The sequence below is a fragment of the Ochrobactrum sp. SFR4 genome (assembly GCF_019730395.1).
In the GTDB taxonomy this organism is placed as follows: domain Bacteria; phylum Pseudomonadota; class Alphaproteobacteria; order Rhizobiales; family Rhizobiaceae; genus Pseudochrobactrum.
This window is the reverse complement of sequence record NZ_JAAPBB010000006.1, coordinates 247,226-263,914: the sequence shown is the minus strand read 5'-3', so window position 1 is coordinate 263,914 and position 16,689 is coordinate 247,226. Positions and strand designations below refer to the sequence as shown.

The window sequence follows — 16,689 nt, the reverse complement described above, 5'->3', positions numbered from 1 at the left end:
TCAAATCCGGCAATTCCTTAAAACGAATGTCGCACTCTGAGCAGCTATTTGCGGGGAGACTGCTTCTCCCGCAACGCCGCATTTTTCTTGCGCGACTGTTGCAGCACCTGTGGTGCGTTAAGCGCTAATAGCGCCTCTATACACCCAAACACCGCACGGTACACCCGTCATAATTTAGGAAATTCATAAATAGCCTAAAAGTGAACAGCCCTATGAATTGCATAAATCATGCTATCCGGCATTTTCGGTTGTATCGGGCGGCGGCATGACTGACGCCGCCCGAACAATGATTACTTCACATGCGGGAGCTGTTCCCACTGGTGGTAAGGCGGCGGCGATGACAGCTGCCATTCCAGTGTTGTTGCACCCTCACCCCATGGATTTGCACTTGTGGCACGCTTTTTCGCAAAGGCCTCAAATACACCATAGAGGAAAACCAACACCGCAAAGCCGGAAATATACGAACCGTAGGACGACACCATATTCCAGCCTGTATAGGCATCAGGATAGTCGATATAGCGGCGCGGCATACCGGCAAGACCGAGGAAATGCTGCGGGAAGAATACGAGGTTCACACCGATAAATGTGAGCCAGAAGTGAATCTTACCGATGGTTTCATTATACATGTAGCCGAACATTTTCGGGAACCAGTAATACCAGCCCGCAAAGATCGCGAATACGGCACCCAGCGACAGCACGTAATGGAAATGCGCTACAACATAATAAGTGTCATGCAGCGCACGGTCCAAACCGGCATTGGCCAGCTGAACACCGGTCATACCACCAACGGTAAACATGAAGATAAAGCCGATTGACCACATCATTGGCGTACGGAAATCAATCGAACCGCCCCACATTGTGGCAATCCACGAGAAGATCTTGATACCGGTCGGCACAGCAATCACCATGGTTGCAAACACAAAATAGCGCTGCGTATCAAGCGACAAACCCACTGTATACATATGGTGCGCCCAGACCACAAAGCCGACTACACCAATTGCAACCATCGCATAAGCCATGCCGAGATAACCGAAAATTGGCTTTTTCGAGAAGGTCGAAATCACGTGGCTGACAATGCCGAAGCCCGGCAGGATCAGAATATACACTTCCGGATGCCCGAAGAACCAGAACAGGTGCTGATACAGGATCGGGTCACCGCCACCTTCAGGTGCGAAGAATGCTGTCGCAAAGTTACGGTCTGTCAGCAACATGGTGATCGCACCAGCCAGAACCGGCAGCGACAACAGAAGCAGGAAGGCTGTAACCAGAACAGACCATGCAAAAAGCGGCATTTTATGCAGGGTCATGCCCGGCGCACGCATATTCAAAATAGTTGTGATGAAGTTGATCGCACCAAGAATGGACGACGCACCGGAAATGTGGATCGACAGAATTGCGAAATCCACTGCAGGTCCCGGTTGCCCCGAAGTCGACAACGGCGGATACAGCGTCCAGCCACCACCCGCGCCCCAGCCACCGGCAGGACCCGGCACGAAGAAGGAGATGAGCAGCAGCAGCAATGCCGGAGGCAGCAGCCAGAATGAAATATTGTTCATGCGCGGGAACGCCATATCAGGCGCACCGATCATCAGCGGAACCATCCAGTTGGCGAAACCGCCGATCAGCGCAGGCATAACCATGAAGAAGATCATAATCAGCGCATGCATGGAGGTAAACACGTTGAACATATGCTTGCCGGCGTCCATAGCCGCATCGCCTTCAACGCCATAGACCATGGAAGCCAGACCGTGGAAAATCTGAATACCAGGCTCCTGCAATTCCGCACGCATAGCGATGGACAATGCCCCGCCGATGATACCGGAAATAATCGCAAAGATCAGATAAAGTGTACCGATATCCTTGTGATTGGTCGAATACACCCAGCGAACCCAACCACGCGGCTTGTGGTCGTCATGGTGTGCATCCGCCCCTGCGTGAGGGGCTCCCTTTCGGGTATCGTGAGCTGTTGAACCAGCCATAAGATTGCTCCCGTTCTGAACGAATACCAAATGCCCTTTAGGGAACCAAAACAGGTATTCTAAAATATTAAATTACCGCATGAATTCCGTCTTAAATCATATTTGATTTTTAAGCAGCCATGCGGTTCGTGACCTGTAAAAACCCAAGAGCCTGACGAAGTTTTCATTCACGTCAGGCTTATAATCAGTTTCCGGCAACAGTCACGGTCTTGGTATCATTTTCAATTTCAGCCATCAGTGTCTTATTCGCACCGGAAATATCTGTGCGGGCGGCAGCAAGCCATGCATCATAACGCTCCTGCGAAACAACGCGCACAGCAATCGGCATATAAGCATGATCTTTACCGCACAGTTCGGAACACTGGCCGTAATAGAGCCCTTCACGGGCAGCCTTGAACCATGTTTCGTTATTACGTCCCGGAACACCATCCATCTTGACGCCGAAAGCAGGCATTGCCCATGAGTGGATCACATCGGCAGCTGTCACCAGCAAGCGGACAGTCGTATCCACAGGAACCACAACTTCATTATCAACGGCCAAAAGACGCGGATAGGCAGCCAGATCCTGTTTTCCGGCAGCAGCACGGTCTTCGTCTTTCAGCAGAAGCGCATCAAAAGAAAGCGGCTCCTCTGTCTGATATTCATAACCCCAGTACCACTGGTAACCTGTTGCTTTAACAGTCAGTTTTGGCTCATCCGGAGAATATTGCGCTGTCAGAAGCTGGAAGGACGGAATGGCCAGAAACAGCAAAATAATGACCGGCCCCAGTGTCCAGATCACTTCAATCGTTGTGTTATGGCTGGTTTTGGAAGCAACCGGATTAGCGCCTTTACGGAAGCGCAGGATGCACCACAAGAGCAGCAGCATCACCAGACCGGTTACCGGAATAATGAACATCAGCGAATAACGTTCGAACCAATGTATCTGATCCGCAATTTTCGTTGCGGAATCCTGCCAGCTCAGCTGCCAGTCAACCGGCTTGTCAGCCAGCGCACCCGCTGCAGACGCCAAAAGACCGGACACTGCGCCGAATGCAACCGCGCTGCCGGTCAAAATATGTTTTTTCATCGCAGAATCCTTACCTGCAACGGCTTTATTTGTGGCAATAACCCTATCCACCAGCATCTTCTCCCGATTATAGCCTTGCCGGTTAATCGCAGACATAGCTCTTCCCTAGCCAATGCCCCGTTCCCCCACCGTACTGACAACACATTATAGCACCAAGCAAGGAAGGCGAAGATTTTCCCGTGCGGCATTTTTGCGCGTAATACAACTTAAAAACACCAGTCTTTTCCGGCTCACATCACCGGAAACGGGATATGGATTTTTAAAAAACAATTCATAAAAATACATAAAATCAATAAGTTATAAAGGAAAACCAACACAACGTCATTGTATATAATTTTTGTCTCTCCGGAAAAATCTTAAGATGAGTCTGATTGTCTCAACCGCGCCAAAACAGCCCAAATTCGCTGATCACGCCTTATTCCGGCCTCAGGGAGGAGAATCAATTCACAATCCGGGCTTATTTGCATTGATCTGGATCAAGTAAAATAGAGATAAAACAATAGCACCGCGTATTCCCGCTGCCCCTGCTGCAATGCCTTTAAAAGCACCGCAGATTTCAAACCCTGCACGCTCCGCCGTATCAGAGTAAAATTCACGGAGCTGAAAGGGAGAGCCGATGACGAAAACTGTGCATGGCATAGCGATAATTTCAACAATGCGGATTTAGAATGGTGTTCATAATCTGATTTATACTAAAACTTTACCTTATCCGGTTCAAATTCCGCCATTATCCATGTACACAGAATAAAAAGCATGGCTTTCTGATTTGCCGGTTTCCGGAAATGACGCAAAGACCTCACTTAAATACGCTTTCAAAGGGTACTTACGGCTCGCGCCGCATTTACCGATGTAATGTTTACCGAGCCGCCAAAGGTATCATAAATATGCACCATTTCTCTTCTGTCAGCCGTAAAGTTGCCGCTGCTCTGCTCGGTGCAGGCCTTATGGCTGTATCCGCCTCTGCTGCTTTTGCTCAATCCGCACCCCAGCCAACGGCGGCCGGTGCTTCGCAGAAAAACGGCACTTTGCGCTCTCAGCATGGCGCATGGTCCATTCTTTGTGACAAGCCTGCCGGTGCCAAGACCGAACAATGTGCGCTGATCCAGAATGTGATCGCAGCGGATCGCCCTGAACTCGGCCTTTCTGTCGTTGTTCTCAAAACCGCCGATAACAAGGCACGCATTCTGCGTGTTCTTGCACCACTCGGCGTGCTGCTGCCAAACGGTCTCGGCCTCAATGTGGATGGCAAGGATATCGGTCGTGCCTATTTCGTACGCTGCTTTGAAGACGGCTGTTATGCAGAGGTTATCCTTGATGATGCGCTGATCGAAACACTGCGCAAGGGTAAAGCTGCAACCTTCATCGTCTTCCAGACACCGGAAGAAGGCGTTGGTATTCCGGTTGAACTGCAAGGCTTCAGCGACGGCTTCAACAAACTGCCATAAGTCTTTTAATCTGATTAAAACGCCGCCGCTCATATTTTGACGGCGGCGTTTTTTATTTTATCCCGCTGTCCGGCTTGTCCCACCGCAGCAAACTCGCCATATACAAAGAACAATCACCCGTCTGATGCAGGACACAGCCGCTGTTCCGGAGTAAATCTATGAGTTCCACCACGTCCCGAAGCCTGATTGATGAATTCGATATCAGCCGTGATCAGGTTGAAAAACTGGTAGCGCAATCGCTCCACGGCAGTGAAGACGGTGAACTTTATCTGGAATATGCGGAATCTGAATCTCTGGTCTTTGATGATGGCCGCCTCAAGAACGGCGCGTTCAATCAGGGGCAAGGTTTTGGTCTGCGCTGCGTTTCCGGTGAAACGGTCGGCTATGCCCATTCCGGCGAACTGACCCATAGCGCCTTGCTCCGTGCAGCCGATGCGGCCTCTGCAATTTCGCGTAACGCAACAGGCAGTTATAGCGCGGCGCCAAATGGCACTAACCGCCACCTCTATACCGATGTGAACCCGCTGGGCTCTCCAACTTTCGATGAAAAAGTCGTGCTACTCCAGCAGATTGACGGATATTTGCGTGCCAAAGACAGCAAAGTGCGTCAGGTCAGTGTCAGCATTGGCGGCTCTTGGCAGCAGGTAGAAATTCTGCGCGCTGATGGTCATTTTGTCCGCGATATCCGTCCGATGGTGCGCCTGTCGATTTCCGTCATGGCCGGTCAGGGCGACCGTCAGGAATCCGGCTCCTATTCCATGGGTGGCCGCCGTCTGTTTGAGGATTTTATCGCAACCGGCTCATGGCAGCACGCGGCAGATGAAGCCCTGCGTCAGGCTCTCGTTAATCTTGAAGCCATCCCTGCTCCCGCCGGCACCTTCGACATCGTATTGTCCAATGGCTGGCCGGGTGTGATGCTGCATGAGGCAGTAGGCCATGGTCTTGAAGGTGATTTCAACCGCAAGAAACTCTCGGCCTTTGCAGGGCTCATGGGGCAGCAGGTTGCCGCTAAGGGCGTGACCGTGGTGGATGACGGCACCATCGCTGACCGTCGCGGCTCGCTGACCATTGATGATGAAGGCACACCGACCAACAACACGGTACTGATCGACGACGGTAAGCTGGTCAATTATATGCAGGATCGTCAGAATGCCCGTCTGATGGGCATGCAGCCGACCGGCAATGGCCGCCGTGAATCCTATGCCCATGCACCGATGCCGCGCATGACCAATACGATGATGCTCTCCGGTGATAAAATACCGGAAGAAATTATCGCTTCTGTTAAAAAAGGCATCTATGCGGTGTCTTTCGGCGGTGGTCAGGTGGACATCACCTCCGGTAAATTCGTATTTGGTTGCACCGAAGCCTATATGATTGAAGACGGTAAAGTCGGCGCACCGGTCAAAGGTGCCATGCTGATCGGCAATGGTCCTGATGCCATGCATCGCGTGTCGATGATCGGCAATGACAGCAAGCTCGATAACGGCTCCGGCAATTGCGGTAAAGGCGGCCAGTGGGTGCCTGTTGGCGTTGGCCAGCCGCATCTGCGTATGGATCAGATGACTGTTGGCGGAACGGCTGTTTAAAAATGAGAAATCTGAATGGTTTAACCGCTGTTATAACCGGCTCCGGCCGTGGTCTTGGTGCTGCAATGGCAATGATGCTGGCCGATGCCGGTTGTAAGATTGTGCTCTGCGCCCGCAATCAATCTGCACTCTCAACGATTGCTGACCAGATTGAACAGCGCACAGGTCTGCGCCCTGATCAGGTTGTGGTTGATCTCGCCGATAATGCCAGTATCGGCCGTGCGATTGCGCAGATCACTGAAAAATACGACGCGGTCGATTTGCTGATTAATAATGGTGCGATGTGGCTGGAAGCCAGCGATGAACCGCACAGCGAACAGGAAGTGTTCGGCACCATCAATGCCGCAGTGACCGGCAGCTTTCTGTTCACGCAAGGCATGCTTCCGCTGCTGAAACGCTCTGCAAGACCGGATATAGTGACCATCGGCTCGATCAGCGCATTACCAAACGCCCCGCTACATAGTGTGGCTGTACCGTTTTATGCTGCGAAACATGCACAGGCAGCGATAGCAACAGGCTTACAGCAAATGCTACGCGGCACGCCGGTGCGCTCACTCTGTGTGCATCCGCCATATCTCGATGATATTTCACCGGCGGATGCGGAATGGGATGCCATTCCGGAGCGCTCCAAAGGTGAGCGCGCGACCAATCGCGATGTATGTGAGGCGGTAATGTTTGCGATCACCCGACCGCGCCATATCACGCTGTCTTCAATCACAATTGATACGGATGAAGGCGGGTTGTTCGGCTGAACACCCGCCCTCTCCTGATTACTTTTTCGAGAGCAGTGCTACGGTTTCCACATGGGATGACCACAGGAACTGATCGACAGGAATGATCTTGTCGATCTTGTAGCCGCCCTTGACCAGAATGGCGAGGTCGCGCGCCAGTGTCACCGGATTACAGGAAACAGCCGCGACTTTAGGCACGGATGATTTGGCAATCTGCATTGCCTGTTCTTCAGCACCGGCACGCGGCGGATCGAAAACCACACCCTGATAAGCATTGAGATCCTTATGCAGGATCGGACGGCGGAACAGATCGCGTCGCTCATGCGTGACCGGCTTTAGCCCCTGCACATGACGAATACCGCGATCCAGTGCGGCCAGTGCCGGTGCATCATTTTCCACCGCATGAACCGCCATAGTTTCAGCCATACGCAGTGCAAAAGTACCAACACCACAGAACAGGTCGGCCGCTCTTTTGGCCTTTTTGAAATGGCCGATCACCAGCGCAACCATGGCCTCTTCAGCTTCAATTGTTGCCTGAAGGAAACTGCCGGACGGAATATTCACCGGCACTTTGCCAATGGTAACCAATGGCTTTTTCGGTTCCAGAATAATCTCGCCGTCAACGCTGAGACGGGCAAAGCCCAGTTCCATCATCAAAGGTGTGAGAATACGGCGAGCCGCATCATCCGGTGTCGGGCAACCACTTGCAGCCAGGTCAAGGCCGGATTCTGTATCGGTAACCGTCAGTTTGAACGGCTTTGCACCATCGGCCAGATGAATAGCGACTTTACGCAGATCATCCAGACGGGAGATAATCGCAGGAACTGTCACCGCACATTCAGAAATATTGATCAGCTCATGGCTCTGGTGGCGGTTAAAACCGAGCAGCAAACCGGCTTCGGTTTTGCGAATAGCGAAAGTCGCACGACGACGGCTCTGCTGTGCGCATGGCACCAATGGTGCCAGCTCATATTTCAAACCACGCCCATCAAGACTGGCGGCGACCAATGAACGCTTCCAAGCCTGATAAGCAGACATTGCCCAATGCTGCAAGGCGCAACCGCCGCAGTCTTCGAAATGGCGGCAGGATGGTTCCACACGCTGTTCCGATGTTTCCAGCAATGCCATCAGGCTGGCGCGGTTCTTATCCCGCGCAACATTGGCAACCTCACCTGGCAGGGTAAAAGGCACAAAAACCTGACCATCCGGCAGCTGGGCAACACCATCACCACCGGCACCCATCGCATTAATTGTAACACGCAAACTCATCAAACATCGTCCTTCGCGGCGGCAGCTTTGTTCTTCCTGCCTGCCAAAATATATTCCTGATTGCCGTCACCACCGGTAATCGGTGAGGCACAAAATCCTAAAGCCTGCCAGCCGGATTGCTCATTGAGCCAAGCTTGCAACTCCTGCGCAATCGTCTCACCCTGCGACGGGTCTTTGAGAATGCCACCCTTGCCGATTGCCTCGCGACCAGCTTCGAATTGCGGTTTCACCAACAGCAGACACCAGCCACCATCGGCACAAAGGGCAAGTGCGTTAGGCAATGCCAGTTTCAACGAGATAAAGCTGACATCCGAGACAACAATCTCAACCTTGCGTTCTTGCAAATGACTCACATCCAGCACACGGGCATTCAGCCCTTCGAGATTAGTAACGCGCTTGTCACCACGCAAAGTCTCATGCAACTGGTCATGACCGACATCCACGCAGATCACATGCTCTGCGCCGCGCTCCAGCAGCACTTGTGTGAAACCACCGGTGGATGCACCGATATCCAATGCTGTCTGACCCTCAACCTCAAAACCAAAATGATCGAGCGCAGCCGTCAGTTTCAGCGCCGCACGGGAGACAAAACGGCTCGCCGGATCATCCACGGCTAATTCGGCCTGAGCCGTTACAGTCTGACCGGCTTTTGTGACAACCTGACCATTCACGCGCACGGTGCCACGCGCCACCGCATCGCGGGCGCGTGAACGCGAGGCAAACAGCCCGCGCTCCACCAGCGCCTGATCAAGGCGTATCTTATCTGTATTTTCACTCATGCTGCCTCAATGAAGGAGACAGCAGCTTAGCGCAAGGTGTTTTATCCGCGCATGTCTATCAAGATGGCAAAGCCTGCCAGCAGATTATGCCCGCAGACCGCCACCTGCCTCACCGGTCAGCACATCACGGCCGAGCGCTGCAAAGGCCGCCCGCACGATGCCTGCACTATCCAAACCTGCACGGGCATACATAGCCTCCGGTTTAGCATGATCCAGAAATGCATCCGGCAAGGTCAATGTGCGGACACGCAGACCATTATCCAGCGCGCCTTCATTGCTGAGATAATACAATACATGCGCGCCAAAGCCACCGGCTGCGCCTTCTTCAATCGTCAGCAGCACCTGATGCTCTTTGGCGAGACGGCGGATCAGATCATGGTCCAGCGGTTTGGCAAAACGCGCATCGGCAACAGTGGTTGAAAGACCAGCTGCATCCAGCTCATCAGCAGCCGCAAGACATTCCTGCAAACGTGCGCCAAAACTTAAGATCGCAATCTTGCTGCCTTCACGGACAATACGGCCTTTACCGATTTCCAGAACAGTACCGCGTTCCGGCAGATCAACACCAACACCATCGCCACGCGGATAGCGGAACGAAATCGGCCCATCTTCATATTCCGCAGCCGTGCGCACCATATGCACCAATTCTGCTTCATCCGATGCGGCCATGACCACAAAACCCGGCAAATTGCTCAGGAAAGCGGTGTCGAAACTGCCCGCATGGGTGGCACCATCCGCGCCAACCACACCTGCACGATCAATCGCAAAACGCACCGGCAGATGCTGGATCGCCACATCATGCACCACCTGATCATAGGCGCGCTGCAGAAATGTGGAGTAAATTGCTGCAAAAGGCTTCAGCCCTTCAGCAGCCAAACCAGCGGCAAAAGTCACCGCATGTTGCTCAGCCATGCCGACATCGAAAGTTCGTTGCGGAAAGGCCTGCCCGAAAAGATTAAGCCCCGTCCCGTCCGGCATAGCGGCAGTTACGGCCACAACCTTCTCGTCGTGACGCGCCTCTTCAATCAGCGCATTGGCAAAGACTTTTGTATAGCTCGGCGCATTTGCAGGTGGCTTCGACTGTTTGCCGGTAATCACATCGAATTTATTGACGCCGTGATATTTGTCGGCTGCGGCTTCGGCTGGCGCATAGCCTTTGCCCTTTTGGGTCACCACATGCACCAGCACTGGCCCCTCAACATTATCGCGGATATTGGTCAGAACCGGCAGAAGATGATCGAGATTATGACCATCCACAGGGCCGACATAATACATGCCGAGTTCTTCAAACATCGTGCCGCCAGCCCAGAAACCACGGGCAAACTCTTCGGTTTTACGGGCTTTATCCTGAAAGAATTTTGGTAGCTTCTTGCTGATCTGCTTGGCCATCTCGCGCAGGTTACGATAAGTCGGCCCCGAAACCAGACGCGCAAGATAGGCGCTCATTGCACCGGTCGGCGGCGCAATCGACATATCATTGTCGTTGAGAATAACGATAAGACGAGCATCCAGCGCGCCGGCATTATTCATCGCCTCATAGGCCATACCGGCGGACATGGAACCGTCGCCGATCACAGCAATGACATTGCGCTTTTCACCTTTGAGCTCACTTGCCACAGACATGCCAAGACCAGCCGAAATCGAAGTGGACGCATGGCCGGTGCCGAAATCATCATATTCGCTTTCAGCACGCTTGGTAAAACCGGACAGGCCGCCCTCCTGACGAATGGTCGGCATACGCTCACGGCGACCGGTCAGAATTTTATGCGGATAGGTTTGGTGCCCCACATCCCAGATCAAGCGATCATTCGGTGTATCAAACAGATAATGCAGTGCCACGGTCAGTTCGACCACGCCAAGACTTGAACCAAGATGGCCACCGGTGCGGGACACAACATCAATCAGATCAGCGCGCAATTCATCCGCCAGTTGCGGCAATTGTGCAGGCGCAAGCTTTCGCAAATCTTCCGGCAAATGCACCTGATCCAGCAATGGCGTGTGCAACTTGTTATCAAAACCGGTCATCGGAAAACCTTATTATTCTATGGACAGTTCAGAGCAGACGGAAACTTATATAAAAAGCTTTGTTTCCCATCTGCCTGTATTTTGCAATCAGCTATTTCAAATAGTTATTCGGGAAGCGGGATAAATTCCTCCGCATCGCCCGGCACAATATCAAAGCGACGGCTGCGCCACTCTTCCTTTGCCTGTTCAATACGTTCTTTTGATGATGAAACGAAATTCCACCAGATATATCGGCGGCTATCCATCGCCTCACCACCGAAAACCATGATCTGTGCACCTTCAGTCGCAAAATTTTGCGGCACGGCTTCAATCACAATATCATCGCCCTGCCGGAATGCCAGCAGCTGATTATCGGTAAATACTTCTCCGGCGATACGTACTGCACCGCTCAGGATATAAATCGCCCGCTCTTCCTGCACCGCAGGCAGATGGAATTTACCGCCCGCCTCAATAAACACATCGGCATAAAGTGTTTCGCTATAAGTCGGCACATTGGACTTCAATCCGTGCATATCGCCGATCATCAGACGCATGCGGAATTCTTTTTCCGCCAGCCACGGCAATTGCTGCACCGTATGATTACTGAATTCCGGCGCCATATTTTCAGAGCGTTCAGGCAAAGCAACCCATGTCTGCACACCAGAGATAGCCAGCGGCGATCCGCGCATTTCTTCCGGCGTGCGTTCTGAGTGCACAATGCCGCGCCCCGCAGTCATCAAATTGACTTCACCGGGATTAATCACCTGCTCGGTGCCCAGACTGTCACGATGACGGATATTGCCGTCCAGAAGATAAGTAACAGTTGAAAGGCCGATATGCGGATGCGGTGCCACATCCAGCGCTTGCCCTGCCCGTAATATAGCAGGCCCCATCCGGTCGAAAAAGATAAATGGCCCGACAAGACGGCGCCTGGACGTCGGCAAAGCACGGCGAACCTGCAAACCGCCCACTTCACTGGTGCGCGGAATAATCAGCGTTTCAATTGCATCAATCGACTGATGATCACCGGGAACCGGATCCTGACCGGGAAAGAAGCTCACAAATCTGTCCTTTCAGAAACAATGAAACGCGTAGTCGAAGCATTGCCAGCTTAAACTGAGCCATTGAAATGCCTGATCTATTGGCTTTCACCCGCATCCCGCACCAAAGTCTGCAGCGGATTTTCGGAATGCACTTCAGATAACATATCATACAATAAGAAATGTCCGGAGTTTTACATCCGGACATTTCATCACAAATCAGTCAGACGAGACCGGATATAACCGCTCGTTATTTCTGGCCAAGCATTTTCAGCAATTGCTGCATATCCGGCACCTGACCATTCGCTGTCAGCTTGTCAACAATGCCCGGCAATGCTGCGGAAAGCTCTGCCAGCAAATCCTGCTCACTGACCCCCGTCTGACGGGCAATATCCGAAATTGTGTTTTTACCAATGGCATTGCCAAGCTGATCCGGTTCGATCGACGCATTACTGCCGGAACCAACCCAGCTATCAACTTTATCCGCATGACCAGCCTGTGTAAGCTGCTCAAGCAGACCGCCTAAACCGCCACCAAGTCCACCACCGCTGCCGGTCTGTCCGGCTTGTCCTGCGGTTGTGCCACCCAGAACACCGCCAAGCAAGCCGCCAAGAACACTGCCGAGACCACCAAGGCCACCAGCCTGTGAATCTGCCTGCGTGCCTGCCGGAGCATTCGCCTGCTGTCCGCCGCCGAACACACTGCCCAGAAGATCGCCGAGGCCGCCACCGGATGCAGCCTGATCCGGCGCATTCACCTGAGGCTGTTCATTATCATCGGATTTACCGCTGAACATACGCCCGACAAGCAATGCACCAAGTGCAATCAGAACCGGCTTGGTCAGACTACCGCCCGGAACCGGCTCATTAGAACCATCATTATTAAAAATGCCCATCGAAGACTTCCTCCAAACCTGCTGAAATACCGGATACTTAGCAACATCGCGCAAAAATATTCAGTTGGCAAGATTGTCACTTGCCAAGCATGTAATGATATGGGAGCGTTTCGGACAGCTTCCAGAGCCAGCCTCATAAATTTAATTGATGGTCTGCGTTCCGGTTTCTTTGATTTTCGCATTCTTGCAGCGCCGGATGTGATCTGTCTCTGTAGAATGCTTTTTGCGAAACGGAGAACATACAATGTCAGTTATCAGCTGGATTATTCTCGGTCTCATTGCCGGTTTTATCGGCAGCAAAATCGTCAACAAAAGCGGTCAGGGCATGCTGATGGATATTGTCCTCGGCATTGTCGGCGCGGTTATCGGCGGTGTTATTTTCAATTTCTTCGGAGCGGCGGGTGTTACCGGCCTGAATATTTACAGCCTGATTGTTTCCGTAATCGGTGCGGTAGTCGTGTTGTTCCTTTATCACGCAATCAGCGGCCAGAAGCAGCTGCGATAAACATAAACAGGCACGAATATGCATTGGGTTGAGCCATATATTGCCGCTTATGGCTCAATCGCTTTGTTTATCATCATTTATTTTGAAAGTTTCGGTGCGCCGGTACCGGGAGAGACATTGCTTATTGCTGCATCCCTGCTGGCGCAACAAGGCACCTTGTCTTTGCCGGTTATGTTGCTCGCAGTGTTTCTGGGTGCAATACTAGGCGACAGCACAGGTTATCTGATCGGCCATTTTGGCGGTCGGAAAATTCTGATCCGCTTCGGCCCCTATATCAAACTGACACCGGAACGGCTGGAGCAATTCGAAAAATTGTTTGAAAAATACGGCAGCGGCATTGTCATCACTGCGCGCTTCTTTGCTATTTTGCGCCAGCTCAATGGTATCATGGCCGGTGCTTTAAAGATGCACTGGCTGAAATTTGTCTCCGCCAATATTATCGGTGCGGCACTGTGGACTTTAGTCTGGGGTGCAGGCCCCTATTTTTTCAGCGCCTTTTTTCGCTCTCTCTTATAAGAAAATAATCATGATCCACAGAACTGTCACTGCAGACCACGAAGCCAGCTATCCCGATCCGATCAGTGTCCGGCAAGGCGATGTCTTGCAACTCACGGGTGAAGAATATGATTGGGACGGGCATTTATGGCTTTGGGCAATCAATACGCAGGGCAAAACCGGTTGGGTTCCAGACACATTAGTAAGCCGCACAGCTGGTGGCTTCTTTGCCAATAAAGATTATTCAGCAATGGAGCTGTCCTGCGAGGCAGGACAGATATTGGAGAGTTTTGAAACCACACATGGCTGGGCTTGGTGCCGCTCACTAAGCGGCAATGAAGGTTGGGTGCCACTTAAAAATCTCTCATGATACAACAATGCCTCATCTGTAAGGATGAGGCATGAGAAATCTAAAATTTTGAAACAATTTATTCCGGATCAAGCGGCTCGATACCGGTTGGCTGACCGTCACGGTTGAGCTTGATTTTCTCAACTTTATCCTCTGCCGATTGCAGCAGTTTCTCGCAATGATTTTTCAGCGCTTCGCCACGTTCATAAATCAGGATCGATTTTTCCAAAGGCACATCACCGCGTTCCAGATCATCGACAATTGTTTCCAGCTGTTTGAGCGCCTGTTCAAAGCTCATTACAGCAATATCGTCATTGGAAGCTTGTCCGGTGGTGTTCGGCTCGGTCATAATTTATCCTTTCATTAAACGCGTAATATGCGCTGCAGCGGAAAAGGACAAGCCCTGTAAATCATATCCGCCTTCTAGAAAACTGATCAGCCGGTTATTGCAGAACCGGTCGGCGCGCTCCATCACCTGCCCCGTCACCCAATCATAATCCGCTTCGGTCAAATTAAGTTGAGCTAATGGGTCAAGATAATGACCATCAAAGCCCGCTGAAATCAAGATCAGGTCAGGGCGAAAGTTGTCCAATGCCGGTAAAATGCGGGAAGTAAAGGCTTCGCGGAACTCCCGGCTACCACTGTCAGCAAGCAAAGGTGCATTAATGATATTACCGACACCGGTCTCCTTGACCAGACCGGTACCCGGATAAATCTGCGCCTGATGTGTTGAACAGAACAGCACATTCTTATCCGCAGCGAAAATATCCTGCGTGCCGTTACCGTGATGCACATCCCAATCGATAATCGCTACGCGTTCCGCACCAAAATGGCTCTGCGCATAGCGTGCAGCTATCGCGGCCGTATTAGTAATGCAAAATCCCATAGCTGTGTCGGCAGTTGCATGATGACCAGGCGGACGGGCAGCGATGAAGATATTATCCGCTTGCCCGTTAAATACATCTTCAACGGCAGCAAGGGCAGAGCCGGTTGCGGCCAACACGGCATGCCAGCTTTGCGGGCTGACATAGGTGTCCTGTCCGACATTCACAATCGGCTGTGCCATGCCGGAAGCCACTTGTTCTTCATCAAGCGGATCGGGAACCTGCGCTTTGATTTTCTTCAGATACGAGGCCGGATGCACCAAGCCTAAAGCACCCTCATCGGCAACAGGTGCTTCCACCTGATCAAGCGCATAATAATCATAGCCTTCCAGAACACTGAACAAAGCCCGCAACCGATCCGGACGCTCAGGGTGCCCTGCTGGTGTGAGATGCTCAAGAAAAACCGGATGCGAATAAAGTCTGGTTGCCATAATGCCCTGTATCTGCCTGCTATTTCAGGCAGAATAAAGTTACAAGATTTCAGTTTTAAGAATAGTAATACCGAAACCTTCCAAACCGACATAATGGCGTTCTTTGGAAGCCAGCAGACGGATGGAACTGATGCCGAGATCTTTCAGAATCTGCGCACCCAGACCAATCTGGCGCCATTCTTCCTCACGCGCCTGCGCTTCTTTATGCTCTTCCCTGTCATGATTTTCCGCACGGCGGCGCGACTGGTCATTTTTACCGACGCCGACTGACCCTTCACGCAGATAAACCAGCACGCCGCGTTTCTCGGCAGCCATTCGCTTCAGCACCGTATCAAGACCGGAACCGGCACCAAATGTATCCGCCAACACATCTTCCCGATGCAGACGCACCGGCACATCTTCACCGTCACGAATATCACCGAATACCAAAGCCACATGCTGCATCGGCTCCCAAGGCAGCTGATAAGTGAAAGCACAGGCATGCCCCGCCAGTGTATCCACCTCGGTTTCTCCCATGCGCACAATCAGCGTTTCCTTGCGCTGGCGATAGGCGATCAGATCAGCCACGGTAATACGATGCAATCCGTGTGTTTCCGCGAACTCAGTGACCTGCGGCCCTCGCATGACAGAGCCGTCATCATTGACCAGTTCACAAATCACACCAACAGGCGGTAAATTGGCCAGTTTGCACAAATCCACCGCAGCTTCCGTATGACCGGAGCGCATCAGCACACCGCCTTCGCGCGCGACAAGCGGGAAAATATGCCCCGGACGCACGAAGTCCGCAGGGCCTGCATTCGGGTTCGCCAGATTGCGCACAGTCAGCGTGCGGTCATCTGCCGAAATACCGGTCGTCGTGCCATGCTTATAGTCAAGAGTAATAGTGAAAGCAGTGGAATGCGGTGCATCATTTTCCGCCACCATTGCCGTCAGGTTGAGGCGTCTGGCCTCTTCCTTCGGCATAGGTGTGCAGACGATACCGGAAGTATGGCGCACGATGAATGCCATTTTCTCCGCTGTACAATGGACAGCGGCGACAATCAGATCGCCTTCATTTTCGCGACCGTCATCATCCATAACAACAACGATTTCGCCGCGTTCAAAAGCACGGAGTGCATCAACAACCTGTTTCTGATTATAGCTCATGCTTCACTCCGTAATCTTTCAAAGAACATCACATATAACTGCTCTGGTCGCACCAAATTCAAATGCGACCAGCTTGGAGCAT

Annotated in this window: 16 protein-coding genes; 6 read left to right on the top strand and 10 right to left on the bottom strand. The window is 52.1% G+C overall.

The window, feature by feature from the left end; translation table 11 throughout:
- Window positions 1-290: 290 nt before the first annotated feature.
- Window positions 291-1,979, bottom strand: a complete 1,689-nt coding sequence (ctaD, locus tag HBA93_RS10210; protein ID WP_121991787.1) for a cytochrome c oxidase subunit I — start codon at window positions 1,977-1,979, stop codon at window positions 291-293.
- Window positions 1,980-2,163: 184 nt separating this feature from the next.
- On the bottom strand, window positions 2,164-3,048 hold the full coding sequence (coxB, locus tag HBA93_RS10205) for a cytochrome c oxidase subunit II (RefSeq protein WP_122093418.1): 885 nt from the start codon (window positions 3,046-3,048) through the stop codon (window positions 2,164-2,166).
- A gap of 884 nt (window positions 3,049-3,932) precedes the next feature.
- On the opposite strand from coxB, the gene HBA93_RS10200 reads away from it, so the two are divergent.
- The 3 genes from HBA93_RS10200 to HBA93_RS10190 all read left to right on the top strand — a co-directional run bounded on the left by HBA93_RS10200 (window position 3,933) and on the right by HBA93_RS10190 (window position 6,831).
- A complete protein-coding gene (locus HBA93_RS10200; protein ID WP_121991788.1) occupies window positions 3,933-4,493 on the top strand; it encodes an invasion associated locus B family protein in 561 nt (186 codons plus the stop codon).
- A gap of 158 nt (window positions 4,494-4,651) precedes the next feature.
- Window positions 4,652-6,079 carry a metalloprotease TldD gene (gene tldD / locus HBA93_RS10195; protein WP_221723195.1) on the top strand — a complete coding sequence of 476 codons (1,428 nt, stop codon included), beginning with the start codon at window positions 4,652-4,654 and terminating at the stop codon, window positions 6,077-6,079.
- A gap of 2 nt (window positions 6,080-6,081) precedes the next feature.
- Window positions 6,082-6,831, top strand: coding sequence for an SDR family oxidoreductase (locus HBA93_RS10190; protein WP_221723194.1), 750 nt, complete (start codon window positions 6,082-6,084; stop codon window positions 6,829-6,831).
- An 18-nt stretch (window positions 6,832-6,849) separates the two neighbouring features.
- On the opposite strand, the gene HBA93_RS10185 is transcribed toward HBA93_RS10190, so the two are convergent.
- The 5 genes from HBA93_RS10185 to HBA93_RS10165 form a co-directional block, all read right to left on the bottom strand.
- Window positions 6,850-8,079, bottom strand: a complete 1,230-nt coding sequence (locus HBA93_RS10185; RefSeq protein WP_221723193.1) for a class I SAM-dependent RNA methyltransferase — start codon at window positions 8,077-8,079, stop codon at window positions 6,850-6,852.
- Window positions 8,079-8,858, bottom strand: coding sequence for a TlyA family RNA methyltransferase (locus HBA93_RS10180; RefSeq protein WP_221723192.1), 780 nt, complete (start codon window positions 8,856-8,858; stop codon window positions 8,079-8,081). The genes HBA93_RS10185 and HBA93_RS10180 overlap by 1 nt, the downstream gene beginning before the upstream one ends.
- Before the next feature lie 84 nt (window positions 8,859-8,942).
- Window positions 8,943-10,883, bottom strand: a complete 1,941-nt coding sequence (dxs, locus tag HBA93_RS10175) for a 1-deoxy-D-xylulose-5-phosphate synthase (RefSeq protein ID WP_221723191.1) — start codon at window positions 10,881-10,883, stop codon at window positions 8,943-8,945.
- Window positions 10,884-10,987: 104 nt separating this feature from the next.
- Window positions 10,988-11,923: a pirin family protein gene (locus HBA93_RS10170; protein WP_221723190.1), complete on the bottom strand. Its 936-nt coding sequence runs from the start codon at window positions 11,921-11,923 to the stop codon at window positions 10,988-10,990.
- Window positions 11,924-12,152: 229 nt separating this feature from the next.
- Window positions 12,153-12,797: a YidB family protein gene (locus tag HBA93_RS10165; protein ID WP_121991795.1), complete on the bottom strand. Its 645-nt coding sequence runs from the start codon at window positions 12,795-12,797 to the stop codon at window positions 12,153-12,155.
- A gap of 244 nt (window positions 12,798-13,041) precedes the next feature.
- Here HBA93_RS10165 and HBA93_RS10160 point away from each other — a divergent pair, with 244 nt between their 5' ends.
- Genes HBA93_RS10160 through HBA93_RS10150 form a run of 3 tightly spaced genes read left to right on the top strand, consistent with a single transcriptional unit; the run spans window position 13,042 to window position 14,167 of the window.
- A complete protein-coding gene (locus HBA93_RS10160; RefSeq protein ID WP_113942557.1) occupies window positions 13,042-13,302 on the top strand; it encodes a GlsB/YeaQ/YmgE family stress response membrane protein in 261 nt (86 codons plus the stop codon).
- Between the two features lie 18 nt (window positions 13,303-13,320).
- On the top strand, window positions 13,321-13,818 hold the full coding sequence (locus HBA93_RS10155) for a DedA family protein (RefSeq protein ID WP_122093338.1): 498 nt from the start codon (window positions 13,321-13,323) through the stop codon (window positions 13,816-13,818).
- Between the two features lie 10 nt (window positions 13,819-13,828).
- The gene (locus tag HBA93_RS10150; RefSeq protein WP_221723189.1) at window positions 13,829-14,167 is read left to right on the top strand and encodes an SH3 domain-containing protein; all 339 of its coding nucleotides are present in this window, start codon (window positions 13,829-13,831) and stop codon (window positions 14,165-14,167) included.
- 58 nt (window positions 14,168-14,225) lie between these two features.
- Here the strand turns inward: HBA93_RS10150 and HBA93_RS10145 are convergent, their stop codons facing one another.
- The 3 genes from HBA93_RS10145 to ribB are packed head-to-tail and all read right to left on the bottom strand — an operon-like array spanning window position 14,226 to window position 16,607.
- Window positions 14,226-14,495 (bottom strand): exodeoxyribonuclease VII small subunit, encoded by a 270-nt coding sequence (locus HBA93_RS10145; protein ID WP_221723188.1) that lies wholly within the window; start codon window positions 14,493-14,495, stop codon window positions 14,226-14,228.
- A 3-nt stretch (window positions 14,496-14,498) separates the two neighbouring features.
- Window positions 14,499-15,461: a histone deacetylase family protein gene (locus HBA93_RS10140; RefSeq protein ID WP_221723187.1), complete on the bottom strand. Its 963-nt coding sequence runs from the start codon at window positions 15,459-15,461 to the stop codon at window positions 14,499-14,501.
- Window positions 15,462-15,500: 39 nt separating this feature from the next.
- The gene (ribB, locus tag HBA93_RS10135) at window positions 15,501-16,607 is read right to left on the bottom strand and encodes a 3,4-dihydroxy-2-butanone-4-phosphate synthase (protein WP_221723186.1); all 1,107 of its coding nucleotides are present in this window, start codon (window positions 16,605-16,607) and stop codon (window positions 15,501-15,503) included.
- Between the last annotated feature and the right edge of the window lie 82 nt (window positions 16,608-16,689).